Genomic DNA, 20712 nt, shown 5'->3' with positions numbered 1-20712 from the left:
GAAAAATAGATAAAGGAAAGCGACTATATAGTCGCTTTCTTTTTTTTGGGGTTAAATTCAATATCTTTAATGAATACTAAGCCAATTTACCATGAAAATCGATAGACGTAAGTTTCTTACCTCCATAAGTATGTTGGCTGCCACAACGGCCTTCCCGGTTAACGCATTTGAATTTGGAAGTTCAAAAAAATTGAAAATAGCCCTCATAGGTACCGGAATTCGCGGAACATCGTTTTGGGGAAAACGACTAGTTGATGAATATTCCGATATTTTGGAATTTGTTGGCTTATGCGATAGCAACCCAGGTCGTTTGGCCTATGGCAAAACTTATATTGGTACCTCATGCCCTACATTCACCGATTTTGAAAAAATGGTGAAAACCACTAAACCTGATTTGATGATAGTCACCACCAAAGACTCCACCCATCACGAATTTATAATAAAGGGCTTGGAAATGGGTTGCGATGTGCTTACGGAAAAGCCCCTGACTACTGATGAAAGTAAATGTCAGGCCATCTTGGACGCAGAAAAAAAATCAAACAAAAACCTCATCGTAGGCTTTAATTATCGTTGGAGTCCTTATGCCACAAAAATCAAGGAACTCTTGGTTAACAAATCAATCGGTAAACTGGTATCCGTTGATTTTCACTGGTACTTGAATACCTTCCACGGAGCCTCTTATTTTAGACGTTGGCACGGGCTCATGAATGGGGGCGGATCACTTTGGGTTCATAAAGCCACCCACCATTTCGATCTTCTGAACTGGTGGATAAATTCAGAACCCAACGAAGTTTTTGCCTATGGCGATTTAGAATTCTATGGGAAAAATGGCCCGTTCCGCGGTACCAACTGCCGTAATTGTGAACATGCCCCAAAATGTGACTTCCATTGGGATATTACAAAGGACGAGCGTTCCATGGCTCTCTATGCCAATAATGAGCAATATGATGGTTATATCCGCGACAATTGTCTGTTTCGTGAAGAAATTGATATTTACGACAAAATGTCGGCCCAAGTAAAATATACCAACAATACCATTTTAAATTATTCGCTCACCACCTATTCCCCATTTGAAGGCTGGCGAGTAGCATTCAATGGTACGGAAGGTAGAATTGAAGCTTGGCAAGATATTCCGTACAACAAGGCCAATACCATTAGCGAGGTTGAAAAACATACCAAGGAAATGGAACAGACCAATATCGAGGAATTGCAGTATGAACCAATGATTTTGCATAAACTTTGGTCAGAACATGAAACCATTCAGGTTGAAATGGAAAAAACCGGGCATGGTGGGGGCGACAAAAGACTGCACGACAAGATATTCAGAAATCCAGAGATAGCCGACCCCTTTGGTAGGACTGCCGGTGTTCGGGATGGTGCGATGTCAATTCTAATAGGCATTGCAGCGAGAAGGAGTATTGAAAAAGGCACGCCAATCCGAATTAGCGACTTGACGGATTTGGTTCCCAAAACAGAAAGAAATTAAGGGAATTTATAACTAGCTAAAGCACCAGCCAAAACTTAATTTTTCGATTTGTTGTTGATTTAATAGTAAAACATATTTAGATTTACCGTAAATAACCCTGTATTTTAAGGAATTACCTTTCAATGCTACTATGTGATCTGTAATAATGAGCAATACCCATTTTACTATGAAAACGCCTGTTAAAGATGAATATCGCTTGAAGGATAAAGTAAAATTAACACTAAGGGTCAATTACTTTTCCTCATTATTTGCCATTATATTAGGATTCCTATGTCTTTATGTACTCGAGATTACAGAAATATTACCTTATGCTTTTTTTGTATTTGGTATCATTAACCTTCTAAATACCTTTGCCTATAGGGCCCATAAGAATTTAACGGTAACCTATAACATCACTTCGATCGTTGCTTTGATCAGTGCCACTTTTATTACCATGTACAGCGGAGGAATTAACAGTCCGTTTATTTTTGTTCTGGCCCTTATCGTATTCACTGGCTATGTGACCACAAAACTTTATGGTAAGATATACCTCTACATTAATATGCTCATCATTTGTTTATTATATATAGAGAGTCTTCCCGAATTCTCTATTGCCTATAATGTGGTTCCTGAAGCATCGCGTAACCTTTTCAGCTTCTTAAGCATTCTTTTTTCTGTCTATCTATTGGGCGGGGTATTGGGCAAGAATCTTTTAAAGGCACATCACAATCTGTATAAATCAAGGAATGAAATTGAAAAACGGATAAAGGAAAAAGAAACCTTACTTCGTGAAGTTCATCATCGGGTCAAGAACAATCTACAGACCGTATCAAGTCTATTGAGTCTTCAATCAAGGAACCTCGAGAATAAGGAAATGAAAAGCATCATTAAAAGCAGTCAAAATAGGGTGATTTCCATGGCCATGGTCCATGAAATGCTTTACATGCGTGAGGATCTTACCAAAATAGAGTATAAATCCTATGTAGAGGAATTGAGTGAATTCCTAATCCGTTCCTTAAAGGGATCGGATAGCAAGATCAAAGTGAATATTGATATTCCGGATATAAAATTGGGCATTGATACCGCTATTCCATTGGGACTTTTGATCAATGAAGCGATTACAAATGCCCTGAAATATGGGATTACGGATCAAAACGAGGGAGAGATAAGCATTGCCATTCACCAAGGTGAGAACAATGAATATGTCTTGAAGATCGGTGATAATGGTATAGGATTCCCTGATACGATCAACCACAAGACGACCAAATCGCTTGGGCTAAAATTGATTTATAACCTAGCCCGGCAATTGAAAGGGAGTATAAGTAAGGATATGACCAAGAAAGGCACCAATTACATTATAAAATTTTGTGAAGTTGGAAAGCAATTTCAATCGGTTGCTTAAGGGTTTTTCAATATTTCATTATACTATACATCTGATTTGAGTGAATCGGTTATGGAATGAAGTGCATATTTTAAATGCTTCGTTCTAAGGGGCAATTCTAGAGTGCCATCAAACTTCTAAGATTGTATCGCATAACCAACACATCCAAAAACAATGAATAGAACAAGTATTTTCATAGCGATTATTTTACTTTTAGGACTAAAGGGGTTTACGCAAACCGCTTCAGGAGACGGTCCATTTCCTCAATTGATCATTCGTGGGGTAATGCTTATCAACGGGAACGGGGCACCACCACAAGGACCCATCGATATCGTGGTCGAAAATAATATAATCAAAAAAATACAGGTTGTAGGGTACCCAGGGGTTGCTATTGATGATGCCAATCGACCCAAATTAATGGCTGGGGGAAAGGAACTCGATTGTACCGGCATGTATCTTTTACCTGGGTTTATCGATATGCATGGTCATATTGGCGGAAAGGCACAAGGCGCGGACCCCGATTATGTTTTTAGGTTATGGATGGCCCACGGAATTACCACGGTTCGTGAACCCAGTGGTCGCGGTGCGGAATTTACCCTAGATTTAAAACAAAAAAGTGCCCGGAACGAAATAGTGGCACCCCGAATTCTGGCCTATATAGGTTTTGGGGAAGGAAATGACACCCCTATTACCACCCCTGATATGGCTCGGGAATGGGTACGTAACAATGCCAAAAAAGGGGCCGATGGCATTAAATTCTTTGGGGCCGAACCCGAAATCATGGATGCCGCCCTACGGGAAAACAAAAAATTGGGATTGCGTTCTGCCTGTCATCATGCGCAATTGAATGTCGCCCGTTGGAATGTATTGCATTCTGCAAGGGCCGGACTTACCAGTATGGAACATTGGTATGGGCTTCCGGAAGCCTTATTTGAGGATAGAACCATTCAGGATTATCCGGTGGACTATAATTACAACAATGAACAACATCGGTTCGAAGAAGCCGGACGACTTTGGAAACAGGCTGCGAAACCCTATTCGGATCATTGGAATACGGTAATGGATGAGCTACTGGCCTTGGACTTTACCCTAGACCCCACCTTTAACATCTATGAGGCCAGTCGAGATCTGCAGCGTGCAAGACGTGCCGAATGGCATGAGGATTATACCCTGCCTTCATTATGGGAATTTTACCAGCCCAGTAAAATTTCACACGGTTCTTACTGGCACGACTGGGGTACGGAACAGGAAGTTGCATGGAAAGAAAACTACAAACTTTGGATGACCTTCGTGAACGAATACAAAAACCGTGGCGGTCGGGTAACCACCGGTTCTGATTCAGGCTTTATTTTCCAACTCTATGGATTTGCCTATATACGTGAATTGGAATTATTACGGGAAGCAGGATTTTATCCTTTAGAAATTATCCGTTCTGCAACCCTAAATGGTGCTGAAGCCTTAGGTATGGACAAAACGCTTGGAAGTGTTACCGTTGGTAAGCTTGCCGACTTTGTGGTGGTTGATCAAAATCCCTTGAAAAATCTTAAGGTGTTATACGGAACCGGCGCCATACGATTGACAGAAGACAACCAAGTGGTACGGGTCGGAGGTGTAAAATACACCATAAAAGACGGTATTATCTATGATGCCAAGGCTTTGCTGAAAGAAGTCAAGGATATGGTTGATGCCGAAAAGAATAAACAGGATTACAAAATCCTTCAACCCGGAATCAAACAATAAACCATAGTTTACTTGAATCGTATTGCCATTAGTACCTAATCAGAATACAACGCCAACTTCTTTTTGAAGTAAACGGCTTTAGCTTTATGGTTCCTAAAAAAAACTATTTATTTACCGGTACTTTTAAAGGTTGCAAAAAACCTTTGGTTTTAGGAAATAATACCATATTCAATATCAACAAGGCAACCGGAAGTAATAGAATAAAAAGTATCATAGTCTGTAGATTTTAGGTTAAAGTATGGGGGAACTTTATAATTTATATGATTAAGATAGTTTTGGTTTGTCTTTTTTGGTTGTAAAAGCCAAGGCTTTCTTTACTCGTGAGTTTTTGAATTTGTATAAACGCGCAATACCCTTCTCCGAAGCAATCCCAACTTCCTTATTAAGGTTAGAAGTGATAACCCCACTATCCAAAACAATATCCATTTTATTAGGCTCCATTGTATCATTGGTATTGGTGTTTTGCGCGAACGCGGTTAGACCGAAAAAAAGAACTAAGATCAAGGTTAAAACAGCTTTCATAATATCGACTTGGGTACTATAAAATTAACGCCAATCGAAGCTTGGTAACCCCTTCAAAACGTTGAAAAGCCCTTATTTTTCGGCTATCGGGAAAAGTTTGGATAAAGTGCGGAAAATGTTCGATGAAATAATCCAAGGCACATTTCACCTTATCGATAGTCTATGCATTTTATCGATTGGAAAGAGCGATGTTTACTTTGATTTTTGGGTAATCCTTGCTTTTGATTTAATCATATCACCTAGTAAGGATATTTTATTTTTTAGGTACTTTCAGGATGGTGTTATTTCAATATATACTAAAAGCACTTCAAATTAAGATTCCTATGAACCCATAGATTTAAATCTTTTAGATTCTGAATGTAAATAATACATTGAAAAGAGTGAAATATAAAGGTATCCATTGCCCTACAGAAGAAAACACGTACGCGAAAATCCCGTTAAATTGTTACGGTCTGCCTTGATTCTTTTTGCACAGTAATATTTAATACTGTTGATGGTGTTTATCCCGACCTGGGGACAAATCATAAATTGAAAACCTTGATTGAAGAAATATATTACGCCAATTTTGGCCTATGCCCTTTTGTGGTAAATGCCAAGGCTTTTTTGATTTTGGTATTCTTGAACTTATAGATACTTACCGCGTCATTATTTTTAGGACGTCTGCTTTTATAGGCATTACCAAGCTCCTTATTTGACTGAAGCGACAAAAAAATAGGCGTTAGTGCTGAACCCTTTTCTGATGTATTCATTTGTTTTCCAGAGCCATTATCACGGGCATATGACATAAGGCCAGTACACAAAAAGACAGTTACAATGAAAAGGGTTCGCATAGTTAATAGTTGGTTTGGTTACTATGAGAACCAGAAGTGATCGATTTCCTTCGTGATAATTCGATGAAATGTATTCTTTTACGGATAAAGTGTAATTCCATCGATGAAATGCACTATTTTATCGTGGAAATCCCATATCTACATATGTGTTTTATCGATGATTTAGGTATTTTGTCGACAAAACCCTCCCCCTACTACCTCATTCCAGAAAATTACAACGCTCAAATTCCTTATAGTGTTCTAAAGACAAAACGACCTAACCAACCACAATTTTAAAGGTACCGCAGTCGAAAACAACTAGCGTATACCTTTGCGCAATACTTGTAACGGAGGACTGCTGATAACACTCCTACTGTTCATTAAACCAATGCCAAGAACCAATAAGGTAATCCCTGGAATAAGGACCAAGAACGGGGCCATCGATGGGATAAAGGGTGTTTCAAAAACAAATACCGCCAGTAGTTGGGTACTAATGATAGAAAGTATAACCCCTATACCACTTCCAAAGAGACCTAAATACAAATATTCCAAAGCTGTAATCCTAAGTATCTGATAATTTTGGGCACCCAGGGTGCGCAACAGTACACTTTCCCTTAGTCTTTGATATTTACTGTTACGTACAGACCCGATTAAAACTATAATGCCCGTCAACATACTAAAAAATGCCATAAAGTTTATGGCCAAGGAAATCTTATCCAAAATACCCTCGATAATAGCTATAACCTGACGTAAATCAATAATCGATACATTAGGGAATTTACGCACCAATTCCCTTTGTAATCTTGCGGAACTTTCAGCATCTTTTACATGGGTCGTCAATACATGAAACTGGGGTGCGTTTTCAAGTATCCCCTTAGGAAAAATAATAGAAAAATTCAATTGTGCACGACCCCAATCCACCGCACGAATATTTCCCACCACGGTTTCCATTAAAACCCCTTGTACATTTAAAACCAGCGTGTCACCGACTACCACCATAGCATCATTCGCCACATTATCCGATAGGGAAATAGGTACTGGTCTATCGTTTGTCGCTTCAGGTACCCATTCCCCTTCAAGTAATTGCTCTGAGGCAATGAGGGAATCACGATAGGTCACCCGGAATTCATGGTTTAAAATCCATTGGTTCACTTGGGAAGTAGTATCTAACCGAATATCATTGACAGGTCTTCCCTTGATACTGTGCATTCGCAGGGTCACAATCGGAATATCATCCAACAACCGCAGTTTTCTTTCCGTAATACTGTTAGCGACTTTCTCCTTTTGAGGTGTCTGTACATCCAGTAAAATAATATTAGGCGTTTCTAAACTATTTTCCAAGTTGGTTTTGACTAGTAGAATGTCTTTTGTAAAATATAAGGTACTTACAAGAAAAGAACCCACCCCGATTGCCAATATCAAGACCATGGTCTGGTTGTTGGGCCGGTAAAGGTTCAATAAGCTCTGGCGGGCTGTAAATCCCCATGATAAAGGAAAGTGTTTTTTTATCAAGCCCATCAACAATTTTGCAAAACCGGCCAAAACGGCAAATGTGAGGACTATCCCCAGTACAAACGCCAATGCGTATCTCCAATTCTGGATAAGCCCATAGGCCAGTAATAATAGAGAAACCATAATACTAGTCAAAACCAAAATGGTCGCCTTCAGGGATTTGGAATTGTTCCCTTCTTGAATACGAAGTACTTGTAATGGTGAAACATACCATGTACCCAATAAGGGTAAAATGGCGAATAAAACCGACATAAAAATGCCTAAAAACAACCCAATTAATATGGGCGTAAGTGTCAGGGAAATCTTTACTTCAAAAGGGAGAAAATCCTGTAGGAACAATGGGAATACGTATTGTAACACCGCCCCTAAGGTCGTACCGATAAGTCCACCCACGAAACCCATTCCTGCTATCTGTATGAGAAAGATAGAAAACGTTTGCTTCCTAGAAGCGCCGAGGCATTTGAGTATGGCTACACTATGTAATTTTTCTTTGATATAGATATGCACAGAACTGGCAATACCCAAACAGCCTAATAAAAGCGCAACAAATGCGACCAAATTTAAGAACTTGCCCACATTTTCATAGCGCCGGCCCAGTCTTTGGCTTGTATCGGTATGCGTATCCAAATCCGCATTTTCCGCATCGAGTAAGGGATCGACTTCACGGTTGAGCTTTTCCAGATCAGTGTTGGCGTCCGCAGTAAAATAATAATTGTATTCCATTCTACTGCCGATTTGCAATAAACCCGTATCCTCAATAAAACGATAAGGTATCATAATTGGGGGTGCAACGGAACTTGTAAAAGCAGAACTCCCTGGTGCCGATTTCAAAGCTCCTGCAATGGGAAAGGTCAAAGCCCCAATCTTGACACTATCCCCAGGTTGTAAGTTGAACTGCAACATTATAGTAGCATCGACCAAGGCTGCACCCTGTTCTTGATAATCGTTCGCTACTATGGCGGGTTCTGTATCCAGTATACCGTATAAGGGAAAATTGCCTTCTATACCCCTTATTTGAACTAATTTAGTTGTATTGTTTTTCGGAAAAGAGGCCATGGAAGCAAATTTAACTTCCATAGCGGCGGCCCCACCTAAAGAATCAATGATCGCATGTACTTTGCGATTAGGCAATTGGTCACTATCGATGAGATAGTCCGCTCCCATGAGTTCCTTGGACTGCATCCCAATATTTTGTTTCAGGGTATCACCGAAGGACTGTATGGAGACTACCGCGGCAATACCTAAAACAATCGATGCCATAAAAAGGACCAATCTGCTTCCACTGGCCTTGCCATCCCGCCATGCCATCTTAAATAGCCAACCTATTCCCGCCTTTACTTTGTGATTAGATGAATCTTTCAAGTTTTCACTACCCTTTCGTTAGCCATTATCTTACCCCCTTTTAAGCGAAGTATCCGCTGGTTTCGTTGTGCCAAATCAAGATCATGGGTTACTATGACCAAAGTGGTGCCGGCTTCTTGATTTAAATCAAACAGTAATTGCACAACTTTTTCTCCGGTTTCCTCATCTAGATTTCCTGTGGGTTCATCAGCAAAAAGAATCGAAGGACCATTACTAAAAGCCCTTGCCAAGGCTACTCGCTGTTGTTCGCCGCCAGAAAGTTGTGAAGGATAATGGTTATAACGCTTAGACAAGCCGACCTTATCAAGCAATTCCATTGCCACCTTCCTGGCATTTTTAGCTCCTTGCAATTCCAATGGCACGCTTACATTCTCCATCGCCGTTAGTGTAGGGAGTAATTGAAAATCCTGAAAAATAAAACCTACCTTATTGTTACGCAACCTAGCACGTTCATCTTCATTGAGTTCATGGAGTTCCTTACCACATAATTCTATGGTGCCATTGTCGGGTTGGTCCAAGCCGGCGCAAAGTCCCAATAATGTGGTTTTGCCACTACCCGAAGGACCGACAATGGCAAATGTCTCACCTTCCGCGATCTCAAAAGAAATATCATCAAGAACCGTGATGGAACCAGCATCATTTTTATAAGTTTTCTTTAGGTTGTTTACGTTTAATATATTTGTCATAGTCCTCGAATAGGTATTCCTCGGTTTAAAAGAGGAAAAATAAGAAATGGAATTGATTAATAACCTAATGATTTATGCAAACCCTCTTAAAGTTTAGTTATTTTTTTGTGTTTATCCTTTTGATTTCTTGTGGTGAAAACAAGAGCAAACAAGAATCGGTTGACACAGAAGAGGTGAACATCCAAAGTGATACTGTTGCCCACGTCGCTAGTAAGACCATAGTATTTTTTGGGAATAGTCTAACGGCAGGCATGGGATTAGATCCAAACGAGGCTTTTCCGGCCTTGATACAGAAAAAATTGGATTCATTGCTACTTGATTATAAGGTGATTAACGCAGGTCTAAGTGGGGAAACCACAGCCAGTGGGAAAAACCGCTTGAATTGGGTGCTCAATCAAAAAGTGGATGTTTTTGTATTGGAATTGGGAGCCAATGACGGACTAAGGGGCATTCCCTTAACGGAGACACGAAACAATCTACAATCCATTATCGATATTGTTCTCCAGAAAAATCCTGGAACGGAAATCGTTCTGGCAGGAATGCAGATTCCACCAAATATGGGAAAAGCGTACACGACTGAATTTAGGAACATTTTTCCCGAATTGGCAGAAAAAAACAATGCTGCCCTCATACCCTTTTTATTAAAGGACGTTGCAGGCGTTCCTGCATTAAACCAAGAAGATGGCATTCACCCGACCACTGAAGGCCAGAAGATTGTTGCCAACAACGTATGGGAGACTTTGAAAGATCTAGTGATTTCAGAGTAAAAAAGTGTATAAACCCTTAAACTGAAAACCAGACCAATGAGAAAAATATTCATGGTATTGCTCATATTTATTGTATCTGCCTGTAAATCAGATAGAAGTACAAGGGATTCCCAAGAAACATGGATATCCCTGTGGAACGGAGAGGATCTTAAAGGCTGGCATACCTATCTGGGAACTCCTTATCGTATTGAAGTGGATAGTTTGGGTAATACTATTGCACCTTTTGGGGTGGATAATGATCCCTTAGGTGTAATAAGGGTAGTAGAAACCGAACAAGGTAACGCCATTCGAATCTCCGGGGTTGCATGGGGAATGATCTATACCGACAAGGACTATAAGAACTATCATTTAAAGCTGAAGGTTAAATGGGGTGAGGATATGCATGTCCCCAGGGAGAAAGGCCCTAGGGATAGTGGCCTATTGTACCACGGTTTTGGCCCTCCAGGGACCGCTGATGATTGGATGGCTTCACAAGAACTGCAGATCCAAGAAGGTGATATGGGCGATTATTGGCCCGTAGGAGATGTTGAAATCGATATTCCCAGTGTACCCATGGATGAGAAATACTTTAGGTATGGGAAAAATGCGCCTTTAAGGCGCTACTACTTGGCTGAAATCCTTCAGACCGCTGTAGAGGACAGCCTGGCAAAAAGAAGGGTAATAAAGGCCAAAGATGCTGAAAAAACACACGGTGAATGGAACGATATAGAATTGATTGCCTATGGAGACTCGAGTATCCATATCGTGAACGGTCAAGTGGTGATGCAACTCTTCAACTCACGTAAGGCTATAGATAATCAGCCCCTTGATTCGGGCAAGATTATACTACAATCCGAAGGGGCGGAAGTATACTATAAGGATATTTACCTGAGAAGTCTTACGGAAATCCCTGAAAAGTATAGGTAATACCTTTGGGTTGATTGTTGCGTATTAAGCCAATTTAGCTTTGTTTCTTTTTGTTGTAAAAGACAACGCTTTTTTTATTTTGGAATTTTTGAACTTGTACAAACGGGCAACGCTGTTCTCATTAACAGTAGAGGTAACGATTGTCATTTCAACAGTTTCTACCTTAATATCAGACTTAGTATCCTGGGCTTGGGCCGTTACTCCGATCGTAAGAACAAATAGTAAAGTAAAGATAGTTTTCATGACTTGCGTTTTTATATAATAAAAACGCAGCAGAGCGTATCCCAAAGGGTTGTAAAACGTTCAAAACCCCTTATTTTTCGATAACTGACAGAAATCGGGATAAAGTGTAAAAAATGCCCGATAAACGAAACATATACCAAAAACACCTTACCGGATCTTTGTGCTCCTTATAGGGAATAATTACACCATTACCTCATTAAAAAAGGGTGAAGTTTATCGGATTGGATGTCTAAAATCCAATTTGCATGAAATAATTAGAATTTATTTTACCGCCGTATCCAATATCTTTCCTTTCTTAACCTCGCCAATCATGACAACATCCTTTGATGCCTCATACTCTTTTATGGCCATGAGCATTTGTTCCTTGGTATCCCTTCGGATTTTAACACCACTCTTGGAACCTCTATTTCTAATTTCTATATAGTAACCGTCTCTTAATTCAGTCGGTTTTGTTGCGGGTCTACCCATAATTTCAAATCTAATCTATGTTAATGTTAATATTTTCTTTTTCAATAATTTCAAGCGTTATACAACAATAGTCGTAAAAACAAAGCCTAACCTACAGCAAAAAGTAGGTAAAACATAGCAATTACCAAAATAGTTATCAAGTAATCATGAACAAATGCCCGAATTGTCATAATTTTAAGATAGTTATAACATAATTTAAGCATAAAGTCTCTACTAAGAGATTGTTTTTATGGAATGTATTCCTGCATATAGTCCAAAAATTGAAGGCAATCCATTTCAATTTAGAGAATAAAAGTCCTTATTTATGATCATCAAGGAAAAAATTATATATCAAGACGCATCGGAAAATGAATTTGAGGGAGTCATTGTTTGGGATGATTCCGAAAACAGCACAAAACCGGGAATACTAGTTTCCCACATGTGGAGCGGACAATCCGAATTTGAAGTCGAAAAGGCTACTGAATTGGCCAAATTAGGCTATGTTGGATTTGCTGTTGACAATTATGGAAAAGGACGAAGGGCCAATGGCCCCGATGAGGCCCAACAACTCATGGATGAATTGGATAATGATAGACCCTTATTGCAATCGAGAATGTTACTGGCCGTTGATACCTTGAAAAATCACAGAGCCGTAAACAAATCAAAAATCGGGGCTATAGGTTTTTGTTTTGGAGGCAAATGTGTTTTAGATTTAGCCCGCTCTGGTGCCAAAATCGGTGGAGTGGTAAGTTTCCACGGGCTGTTAGACCCACCAAGTCCCCATCCGAATAAAGAAATTCAAAGCTCGGTACTCGTGTTACATGGTTGGGAAGATCCTATGGCACTACCCGAGGCTTTGGTAAAGATTTCCCATGAATTGAATGATTACAAAGCAGATTGGAATATCCACATTTATGGTCATACCGGTCATGCCTTTACCAATCCTAAAGCGAAGTTTCCCGAAAAAGGTTTGTTTTTTGAACCAAGATCGAACAAACGGGCATGGGATTCAATGATATATTTTTTCAAGGCAATTTTCAAATAACAACTTTTCAACATTGAGGAACTAAATTAACATAACATGTTGTAAGCCTTCCTTTCCATGGCCGACAATTAAATCAAAAAATATGAATCTTATTATTAAAATCACAACCCTAGCATGTGCCATTTTGTTTTCGGTCAGTTGTGAAAGTAGTGCAAAGAAAAATAAAAAGGAGGCCAATTCAAACGTAACGGATCAGTTGGTAAAACTCACCCATGAGGAATTACAGCATTATGAGGTTGCCTATTTTGCCAGCGGATGTTTTTGGTGTGTTGAAGCGATCTATGAAGATGTAATCGGGGTTAAAGAGGTAATTTCAGGGTATGCCGGTGGAAATGAGGTTAACCCCACTTACGAGCAAGTGGGACGGGGATTAACCACTCATGCCGAGGCGGTAAAAGTGTATTATGACCCAAAAGAGGTGGCTTTTGGTACCTTGGTAAAAGTTTTTTTTGGTTCCCATGATCCCACGACCTTAAACCGTCAAGGACCAGATCATGGTGCACAATACCGTTCAATTGCCTTCTATTCAAATGAGGGGGAGAAAAAAATCATTGAAGATTATATTGAACAATTGACGAAAGACAAGGTTTATGATGCCCCCATTGTTACCCAAGTTGAAAAAATAGAAAAATTTTATAAAGCCGAGGAGTATCATCAGGATTATGAACGGTTGAATCCGAACAACCCCTATATCATCAATATTTCAAAACCCAGATACAATAGGTTTAAGGCCAAATATCCGGATTTGCTTAAAAAGGGAACTCATTAGCGGCTATTGATAGCCATAAAATATACAAAAGCGTCTTTAACAGGTCGCTTTTTTTTATTTGTTGATGTAAGGGATTATCTTTATTTCTTCAAAATATAATATTCCTATGAGACCACAAAAATTCACTCCCTTGAACCTTCTTTACCTATTGATCGGCCTGCTCTTTTTCAATTGTAGTGAATCCGAAAAAGACAATACCCCATGGGTATCGCTCTTTGATGGCGAATCATTAAATGGGTGGACGCAAATCGGCGGGGAAGCAAATTACGTGGTGCGTGACGGTGCAATAGTGGGCAGCACGGTCAAGAACACCCCGAATTCCTTTATGGCCACGAATAAAATGTATGATGATTTTATTTTAGAATTGGATTATTTGGTTGATTCGACCATGAATTCGGGAATCCAAATCCGAAGTAATAGCTACCCACACTATATGGATGGCAGGGTTCACGGGTATCAAATTGAAATAGATCCATCCGAACGTGCGTGGAGCGCTGGAATTTATGATGAAGCAAGAAGAGGGTGGTTATATAATCTTGAGGGTAATCCAGAGGCCCAAAAGGCATTCAAGCAAAACGAATGGAACCATTATCGTATTGAAGCTATAGGCGATACCCTGAAAACATGGATCAATGGTATTCCTGCTGCCCATTTAATTGACGATAAAACGGGACGTGGCTTTATCGCACTTCAGGTACATAGTATTGGGAAAGAAAAAAAAGAGGGTACTGAGATTATCTGGAAGAACATAAAAATTCTGACCGATAGTTTATCCAAATATTCCAAGAAAACCCCATTAAAAGCCTTGATTACCAAAAACAATGTTGCTGTAGATGAAATTAAGAATGGTTGGAAAATGCTTTGGGATGGCAAAACGACCGAAGGTTGGCGAGGCGCAAGATTGGATGGCTTTCCGACCAATGGTTGGGAAATCTCCGAGGGTATGCTTACCGTCTTATCAACTGGAGGTGAAGAGTCTGCGGCAGGAGGGGATATTGTCACCACTGAGGTGTACGGTGATTTTGAATTGAAAGTGGACTTTAAGATTACCGAAGGTGCCAATAGTGGCATCAAATATTATGTAGATCCCGACCTTAACAAAGGTCCCGGGTCTTCCATTGGTCTGGAGTATCAGATTTTGGATGATGCACGGCATCCCGATGCGAAATTAGGTAACCACGAAGGAAGCCGCACACTTGCTTCTTTATATGATCTGATTGCAGCTGACCCTAATAAGCCAGTAAATCCGATTGGTGAATGGAATACCGCACATATCATTTCAAAGGACAATCATGTGGAGCACTGGCTCAACGGAATGAAAGTTTTGGAATATGAACGAAAAAGTGATGCCTATAGAAAATTGGTGTCAGAAAGTAAATATGTAAAGTGGCCCAAATTCGGGGAAGTCGAAAAAGGTGTTATTCTATTACAGGACCATGGAGATCGTGTAAGCTTTAAAAACATAAAAATCAGACCAATAACAAAGAATTAGTCTATTACCATAAGAAATAAGTCGGATACCAAAAGTAAGTCAATGAAACGAAGGGAATTTGTAGTAAAAAGTAGTTTGGCCACTGCGGCAGTGGCCACCTCAACATCCGTATTAGGCAATATCAATAGGTTTAGAGGTGCTAATGAAACGGTAAATGTTGGTGTTATTGGTACGGGGGATCGTGGTTCGGGATTAACTCCCTTTATCAATCAAATAGACAAGTTCAATGTAATTGCTTGTTGTGACACCTTACCTTTTCGTCTGGAAAACGGGATGAGCAAGGTTAAAGGAAAAGCCGAGGGATATACCGATTATAGAAAATTATTGGACAACCCAAATGTAGATGCCGTTTTGATCGCAACTCCTTTTAATACCCATTCAAAAATTGCCATGGATGCCTTGGATGCTGGCAAACACGTCTACTGCGAAAAAACGATGGCCAAGGGTTATGATGGTATACAACACTTAGCCGGTAAAGTTAAATCTTCAAGTAAGATCTTCCAGACGGGACACCAATATCATAGTTCCCGTTTATATTCACATGTCGTTAATATGATCAAAAACGGGACCATTGGGAAGATAACCGCTTTCGAGTGCCAATGGAACAGAAACGGGAACTGGCGAAGACCTGTTCCCAGTCCAGAACTGGAAAGGGCCGTAAATTGGCGTATGTATCGCGAATTTTCAGGTGGATTGGCCGCTGAACTATGCTCCCATCAACTCGATTTTGCGAACTGGGTGACCGAATCTACTCCCGAGAAGGTAATGGGTATGGGAGGAGTCGATTATTGGAAAGATGGTCGTGAAACCTATGACAACATCCATCTTCTTTATAGCTATCCTAATGGAGTAAAGGCCACTTTCACATGTTTGACCAGCAATTCAATGGACGATTATAAAATAAAGGTCATGGGAGACAAAGGCACTATTATCCTTGATTATGTAAAAGCGTGGTTCTATCCTGAAGGGAAGAATAACAAGGAAATGGGAGAGGTTGATGGGGTTTCTGGCGCAACGGTAAAATGGGACGAAGGTAAAGGGTATCCTTTGAATATCGACCATGAAGATCCCAGCAAACAGGCCTTGTATGACTTTAGGGAAAGTATTGTGAATAATACGGAACCTATCTCAAACATCACAACGGGTGCCAATGCCGCTATTTGCGTGCAAATGGGATTGGATGCCATGTATAATGAAGAGATTGTACATTGGAAAACACTTCCTAATGTATGACGACATAAAAAAATTGATACTTATTGGGAACTATTTATAAGGAAGATAACTGGTAGGTATTCTTTGTTCGGGACATGGAAAGACTAACTAGGCACTAATTTTTTAAGACTACTTCACTATATTTTGAATTAACTTCGATAGATTTATCACTATTCTTGTTGACGTTATACCCTGTGTGAACCGTCCTGTTGTTATGGGTAGTTTTAACCAATTTCAAATTGGGGGGCGAGGTGAGTTTGGACATTGACCCGTCAATCGCAATATTAAATGCGGTTTCCGGTAAGTTACAGGTTAATTCGGCATTTTGTAACGATATATCGATTTCCTTAAAATCATTGGAAACCCAATTGATCTTTAAGGGACCCATCCTATTGTGAATGACTGCCTGCTCCAAAAGCTTGTGTATGGTTACATCCGAGGATGTGGTGCTCAAGCGTAAGTTGAGCACCTCTTTCAAATCCACATGTTCCGAATAATCGGCCTGTAATAACCCATAGTTCCATTTTTGGACGCTTACAGGCGAATACGATGTTGTGATCGATGTTTCGTCACCATCAATAGTAGCGGCCAATAAAGTGGAATAGGTTAATCTTGCATTGATATTTTTGGTGTTCCCAGCTAATTTCACCTCTCCGTGGCGTACGTTCATTTTGATTTTGGTGCCTTTTGGCATTTTTATTTTAATGGTCTTTTTGATTTTGAATTTCTTGTTTTCACCGTCTGAAGAATAATAGAATATATTAGGCTCATTTTCATGATTTTCCCTTAACTCAAAAATATGTTCCCTGCGCTCTTCCATTTCCTCGGCCCGTCTGGCCATACTTTCGGCACGTTTTTCCATGGCCTCTGCCCTTTCCTCCATACGTTTCTCTTGAACTTCCATTCTTTTCTGCATCATGGCTTCATGCCTTTCAGCCATGACTTCGTGGCGTTTGGCCATCTCCTCTTGCTTAGCTTCCATTTTAGCACTCCAGGCTTCCATTTTCTGCTCATATTCCTTATCGAACCCCTTATCAAACTTTTTCTGCCATTTTTTTAGGTACTTATCCCCATCCTTTTTGTATGCCTCATAATCAAATTCAACAGCAGGTACCGGCGGCATGGGCATATCGGATAAATCAATATGCAATTCCTCCAAATGTATTTCGGGCATTTCCGGTATTTCGGGCATTTCAAAATGAAAATTTGGGATATCGATGTTCAGATTATGCAGTCCATCCATCGAATATGCAAACGACCATTTATTTTCAGGACCTGTATTGATCTCAACCTTTTTACTATTCCCAACGATTTCAATCCCACCATCCGAAAAATAATCCTCCGCCTCTTCGGGAGTTGCACCATCAACTTCAATGGTCGCTTCCACGGCAATCTGGTTCTTGTCCCAGGTCTCGAATTCAATATCCGTATTACTGGTATTGATATCAAGGACAGTCTGGGCGTTCACATTGAAAACCTCATTAAAGGTCTTGCTTTGTTTTTGACCATAAACCCCAACTACCATTAGGGCCACGATCATAGTGATTATTCTAAATCGCATTAGTTTCATACTGTTCGTTTTTTGATGATTGTACTTCGTTTAACTTCTTTTTTAATTTCTGTAATAATTGCAACCTAAACTGCAAATTCTTTATTAGGGCCGATATCGTTTGGTCATTAGGACCAATTTGATTGAGTTCTGTATTAAGGGTTTTATATTCCAGATTCAATTCGGACAATCGCTCCATATAGCTATCGACCAGCTCTTTGTTATCCCCAGAGATATTCAATTTTGATAATTCAAGATTAATATTGGCCACATAATAATTTTCCACTTTCTTTAAATCCGGTGAAAGATCTCCTAAGGAAATTCCTGTTTTTGTTTCGACAATCGGGCCTTTATCGACAATGGTTGTTTTGATGTCACCTTCTTTCCCGTTCATATACAGAAAAGTGCCAACGCCTACCAATACCAATAGGGCAGCGGCAATTCTCAAAATAAGAAATGACGGTTTCCTCTTGGCTGGGAATTCTTTCTCCAAAAGGTCCATAAATCGTTTTTCATGACCTTCGTTCATAACAAAATCCTCTTTCTTATGCTCTCCCTCGAATAATTTTCTAAGATCCTGTGCCATATACTTTTTCCTTTAACAACTCCTTTAAATAGCTTTTTCCTCTCAATAATCTTGTTCTACTGGTCGTTTCGGTCAATTTTAAAACCTGTGCGATCTCACGATGGTCATAACCCTCGATCAAAAACATCATAAGCACATATCTATACTTATCAGGCAGCTTTGTTATTGCCGTTTTAACTTGATCCAAGGTGATGTCGTTTTCTACCGTCCAATCATCATCCTCGGACACCTGCATATAATTCTCATCCAATGCCACCGTATGTTGTTTTTTTGCTTTTAAGAAATCGATGCTTTTATTGATCACAATCCGTTTAAGCCATGCTCCAAACGTTACCTCACCTTTAAATTGATGTAGTTTTTGGAACGCTTTTATAAAGGATTCCTGAACAACGTCTTCCGCATCATCCCCATTTTTCACATACCGCATGGCCACACAGAACATACCTCCACAATATTGTTTGTAAAGCTGTATTTGGGCCTGTCGATTGTTGGCCCTGCATTGTTCTACGACATCAATTTGAAACATTACGGGTTTCGTTGTTGGTTTTGTTGTTCTGTTATTCTAAGGACGACATAAATAGGCCAATGTTGCAAAAACGATTAATTTTACCCCTATTAAATCTTATTTCCTTGAAACAAGTTACGATTAGCAATCCATTCATTACCCTGATTGTTTTGGACTATGGTGCCATAATCCAAAAATTATTGGTAAAAGACGATGAAGGCAGGTATACGAACGTAGTTGTAGGGCATGATTATCCCAGAGAGTATCTTAACGATATGGTTTGTCTAGGAGCATGTGTTGGAAGGTATGCCGGGCGCATAGGCAATGGTGGTTTTACGTTAGACCGGAAAAACTACCCATTATTCAATAAAAAGGGTATTCATCTTCATGGAGGAAAGGAAGGTTTTGCAAAAAAATATTGGACCATAGAGGAAGTACGACATGGAGATGAACCTTTTGTACGGCTTTCTTATTTCAGTAAACATTTGGAGGAGGGTTACCCAGGCAATTTAAGGGCAACAGTAACGTATAAAATCAGTAATAACGAACTCCATGTCATTCATGAGGCAACCACTGACATGACCACTGTGGTGAATTTGACCAACCATTCCTATTTTAAGCTGGATAAAGAAAACAGCATAGACCATTACTACCTCAAATTGAATTGCCCAAAAATAGTGGAGACCCACCAGAACTTATTACCCACCGGCAAATTAATTCCGGTCGAAAATAGTCCCTATGACTATAGTTCCGAACGGCAAATTGGGCTTTCCCGCCTTAACACTCCTTTTGCCACGGATGACGATAGTAGTTTTGCGGCCATGGTTTATTCTACAAAGTCCGGAATTTCGATGGAGGTCAATACCAATCAAAGGGGAATGGTGGTCTATACCCCTCCCCATTTCCCGGCCATCTGCTTTGAAACCCAGAATTTTCCGGATGCACCAAATCAACCCGATTTTCCAAGCAGCATTCTAAGACCCTCTGAAACCTATCGCAATGCATCTACCTTTAAATTTGATTTGGTAACTTAGTCAAAACAACTCAAAACACAGAAGATGAAAAAATTAAAATGGATTTTACTTGTCGTAGTTGCCATAATTGCATTGGTCATGTTCGTTGGCATGCCCTATATGAAGGAACAAACTAAAAAAAATAGTCCACAAGTAACGAATGCCTATACTAAAAACGGAATGGACCTTTCGGTGACCTATTCGAGTCCGTCTAAGAAAGATAGGGTCATTTTTGGGGAATTGGTACCTTATGATGTGGTTTGGAGAACAGGGGCAAACGAACCAACAACATTCACGACCGGCTCAGATATCAAGGTAATTGACAAAACCCTTCCGGCTGGCACCTATTCTTTTTGGACAAAACCGGGGAAGGAAAGTTGGGAAGTAATCTTCAACTCCGAGATTGCCGATTGGGGCGTAACCATTTTAAGTGGTGGAAAGGAAACCACCAGAAACCCTGAAACAGACGTGGTCAATATACAAGTACCTGTTGAAAGAACTTCATCCATTCAAGAAAAACTAAATATTGGTTTTGAAGAAGGGGAACAAGTATACCTCATAGTATCCTGGGACCAAACCAAAATAAAGGTGCCCATTTCGAAATAAAAGTCAATGAAGAATTTTACCGAATCTCGAAATGACCATAAACTTCATTGGCAAGTGCATATGAATAAAAAATATACCTTTGCCAGACTAATTTA

Annotated in this window: 20 protein-coding genes; 11 read left to right on the top strand and 9 right to left on the bottom strand. The window is 39.9% G+C overall.

What is annotated here, in order from left to right; all coding sequences use genetic code 11:
• Nucleotides 1-91 precede the first annotated feature (91 nt).
• From HPE63_RS10310 to HPE63_RS10300, 3 genes are all read left to right on the top strand, one after another.
• Nucleotides 92-1486 carry a Gfo/Idh/MocA family oxidoreductase gene (locus tag HPE63_RS10310; RefSeq protein ID WP_188314183.1) on the top strand — a complete coding sequence of 465 codons (1395 nt, stop codon included), beginning with the start codon at nt 92-94 and terminating at the stop codon, nt 1484-1486.
• A gap of 166 nt (nt 1487-1652) precedes the next feature.
• Nucleotides 1653-2867 (top strand): sensor histidine kinase, encoded by a 1215-nt coding sequence (locus HPE63_RS10305; RefSeq protein ID WP_188314182.1) that lies wholly within the window; start codon nt 1653-1655, stop codon nt 2865-2867.
• A gap of 153 nt (nt 2868-3020) precedes the next feature.
• The gene (locus HPE63_RS10300; RefSeq protein WP_188314181.1) at nt 3021-4586 is read left to right on the top strand and encodes an amidohydrolase family protein; all 1566 of its coding nucleotides are present in this window, start codon (nt 3021-3023) and stop codon (nt 4584-4586) included.
• A 264-nt stretch (nt 4587-4850) separates the two neighbouring features.
• On the opposite strand, the gene HPE63_RS10295 is transcribed toward HPE63_RS10300, so the two are convergent.
• From HPE63_RS10295 to HPE63_RS10280, 4 genes are all read right to left on the bottom strand, one after another.
• Nucleotides 4851-5108, bottom strand: coding sequence for a hypothetical protein (locus HPE63_RS10295; protein ID WP_188314180.1), 258 nt, complete (start codon nt 5106-5108; stop codon nt 4851-4853).
• A 554-nt stretch (nt 5109-5662) separates the two neighbouring features.
• On the bottom strand, nt 5663-5938 hold the full coding sequence (locus HPE63_RS10290; RefSeq protein WP_188314179.1) for a hypothetical protein: 276 nt from the start codon (nt 5936-5938) through the stop codon (nt 5663-5665).
• Between the two features lie 297 nt (nt 5939-6235).
• The gene (locus tag HPE63_RS10285) at nt 6236-8737 is read right to left on the bottom strand and encodes an ABC transporter permease (protein ID WP_188314327.1); all 2502 of its coding nucleotides are present in this window, start codon (nt 8735-8737) and stop codon (nt 6236-6238) included.
• Nucleotides 8738-8787: 50 nt separating this feature from the next.
• Complete coding sequence (locus HPE63_RS10280; RefSeq protein WP_188314178.1) at nt 8788-9477, bottom strand: ABC transporter ATP-binding protein; 690 nt, start codon at nt 9475-9477, stop codon at nt 8788-8790.
• Nucleotides 9478-9551: 74 nt separating this feature from the next.
• On the opposite strand from HPE63_RS10280, the gene HPE63_RS10275 reads away from it, so the two are divergent.
• Both HPE63_RS10275 and HPE63_RS10270 read left to right on the top strand, forming a co-directional pair.
• Nucleotides 9552-10244, top strand: a complete 693-nt coding sequence (locus HPE63_RS10275; RefSeq protein WP_188314177.1) for an arylesterase — start codon at nt 9552-9554, stop codon at nt 10242-10244.
• Between the two features lie 36 nt (nt 10245-10280).
• On the top strand, nt 10281-11150 hold the full coding sequence (locus HPE63_RS10270; protein ID WP_188314176.1) for a 3-keto-disaccharide hydrolase: 870 nt from the start codon (nt 10281-10283) through the stop codon (nt 11148-11150).
• 24 nt (nt 11151-11174) lie between these two features.
• Here HPE63_RS10270 and HPE63_RS10265 read toward each other — a convergent pair whose 3' ends face one another.
• Together HPE63_RS10265 and HPE63_RS10260 are read right to left on the bottom strand one after the other, a co-directional pair.
• The gene (locus HPE63_RS10265; RefSeq protein WP_188314175.1) at nt 11175-11393 is read right to left on the bottom strand and encodes a hypothetical protein; all 219 of its coding nucleotides are present in this window, start codon (nt 11391-11393) and stop codon (nt 11175-11177) included.
• Nucleotides 11394-11654: 261 nt separating this feature from the next.
• Nucleotides 11655-11861, bottom strand: coding sequence for a hypothetical protein (locus tag HPE63_RS10260; RefSeq protein ID WP_188314174.1), 207 nt, complete (start codon nt 11859-11861; stop codon nt 11655-11657).
• A gap of 304 nt (nt 11862-12165) precedes the next feature.
• Here HPE63_RS10260 and HPE63_RS10255 point away from each other — a divergent pair, with 304 nt between their 5' ends.
• From HPE63_RS10255 to HPE63_RS10240, 4 genes are all read left to right on the top strand, one after another.
• Nucleotides 12166-12885: a dienelactone hydrolase family protein gene (locus HPE63_RS10255; RefSeq protein ID WP_188314173.1), complete on the top strand. Its 720-nt coding sequence runs from the start codon at nt 12166-12168 to the stop codon at nt 12883-12885.
• 82 nt (nt 12886-12967) lie between these two features.
• The gene (gene msrA / locus HPE63_RS10250; RefSeq protein ID WP_188314172.1) at nt 12968-13654 is read left to right on the top strand and encodes a peptide-methionine (S)-S-oxide reductase MsrA; all 687 of its coding nucleotides are present in this window, start codon (nt 12968-12970) and stop codon (nt 13652-13654) included.
• A gap of 106 nt (nt 13655-13760) precedes the next feature.
• Complete coding sequence (locus HPE63_RS10245; protein ID WP_188314171.1) at nt 13761-15146, top strand: 3-keto-disaccharide hydrolase; 1386 nt, start codon at nt 13761-13763, stop codon at nt 15144-15146.
• A gap of 42 nt (nt 15147-15188) precedes the next feature.
• Entirely contained in the window at nt 15189-16379 is a 1191-nt protein-coding gene (locus tag HPE63_RS10240; RefSeq protein ID WP_188314170.1) for a Gfo/Idh/MocA family protein, read from the top strand.
• A 94-nt stretch (nt 16380-16473) separates the two neighbouring features.
• Here the strand turns inward: HPE63_RS10240 and HPE63_RS10235 are convergent, their stop codons facing one another.
• From HPE63_RS10235 to HPE63_RS10225, 3 genes are read right to left on the bottom strand one after another with little or no spacing between them, the layout of a single operon-like run.
• Nucleotides 16474-17928: a DUF4097 family beta strand repeat-containing protein gene (locus HPE63_RS10235; RefSeq protein WP_188314169.1), complete on the bottom strand. Its 1455-nt coding sequence runs from the start codon at nt 17926-17928 to the stop codon at nt 16474-16476.
• On the bottom strand, nt 17909-18493 hold the full coding sequence (locus tag HPE63_RS10230) for a hypothetical protein (RefSeq protein ID WP_188314168.1): 585 nt from the start codon (nt 18491-18493) through the stop codon (nt 17909-17911). The genes HPE63_RS10235 and HPE63_RS10230 overlap by 20 nt, the downstream gene beginning before the upstream one ends.
• Nucleotides 18477-19019: an RNA polymerase sigma factor gene (locus HPE63_RS10225; protein ID WP_188314167.1), complete on the bottom strand. Its 543-nt coding sequence runs from the start codon at nt 19017-19019 to the stop codon at nt 18477-18479. The genes HPE63_RS10230 and HPE63_RS10225 overlap by 17 nt, the downstream gene beginning before the upstream one ends.
• 104 nt (nt 19020-19123) lie before the next feature.
• On the opposite strand from HPE63_RS10225, the gene HPE63_RS10220 reads away from it, so the two are divergent.
• Both HPE63_RS10220 and HPE63_RS10215 read left to right on the top strand, forming a co-directional pair.
• Complete coding sequence (locus HPE63_RS10220; RefSeq protein WP_188314166.1) at nt 19124-20032, top strand: aldose epimerase family protein; 909 nt, start codon at nt 19124-19126, stop codon at nt 20030-20032.
• 24 nt (nt 20033-20056) lie between these two features.
• On the top strand, nt 20057-20617 hold the full coding sequence (locus tag HPE63_RS10215) for a DUF2911 domain-containing protein (RefSeq protein WP_188314165.1): 561 nt from the start codon (nt 20057-20059) through the stop codon (nt 20615-20617).
• Nucleotides 20618-20712: the final 95 nt, after the last annotated feature.

Source organism: Maribacter arenosus (assembly GCF_014610845.1).
GTDB lineage: Bacteria > Bacteroidota > Bacteroidia > Flavobacteriales > Flavobacteriaceae > Maribacter_A > Maribacter_A arenosus.
The sequence above is the reverse complement of the archived record's forward strand: the minus strand, read 5'-3'. Positions and strand labels throughout refer to the sequence as shown.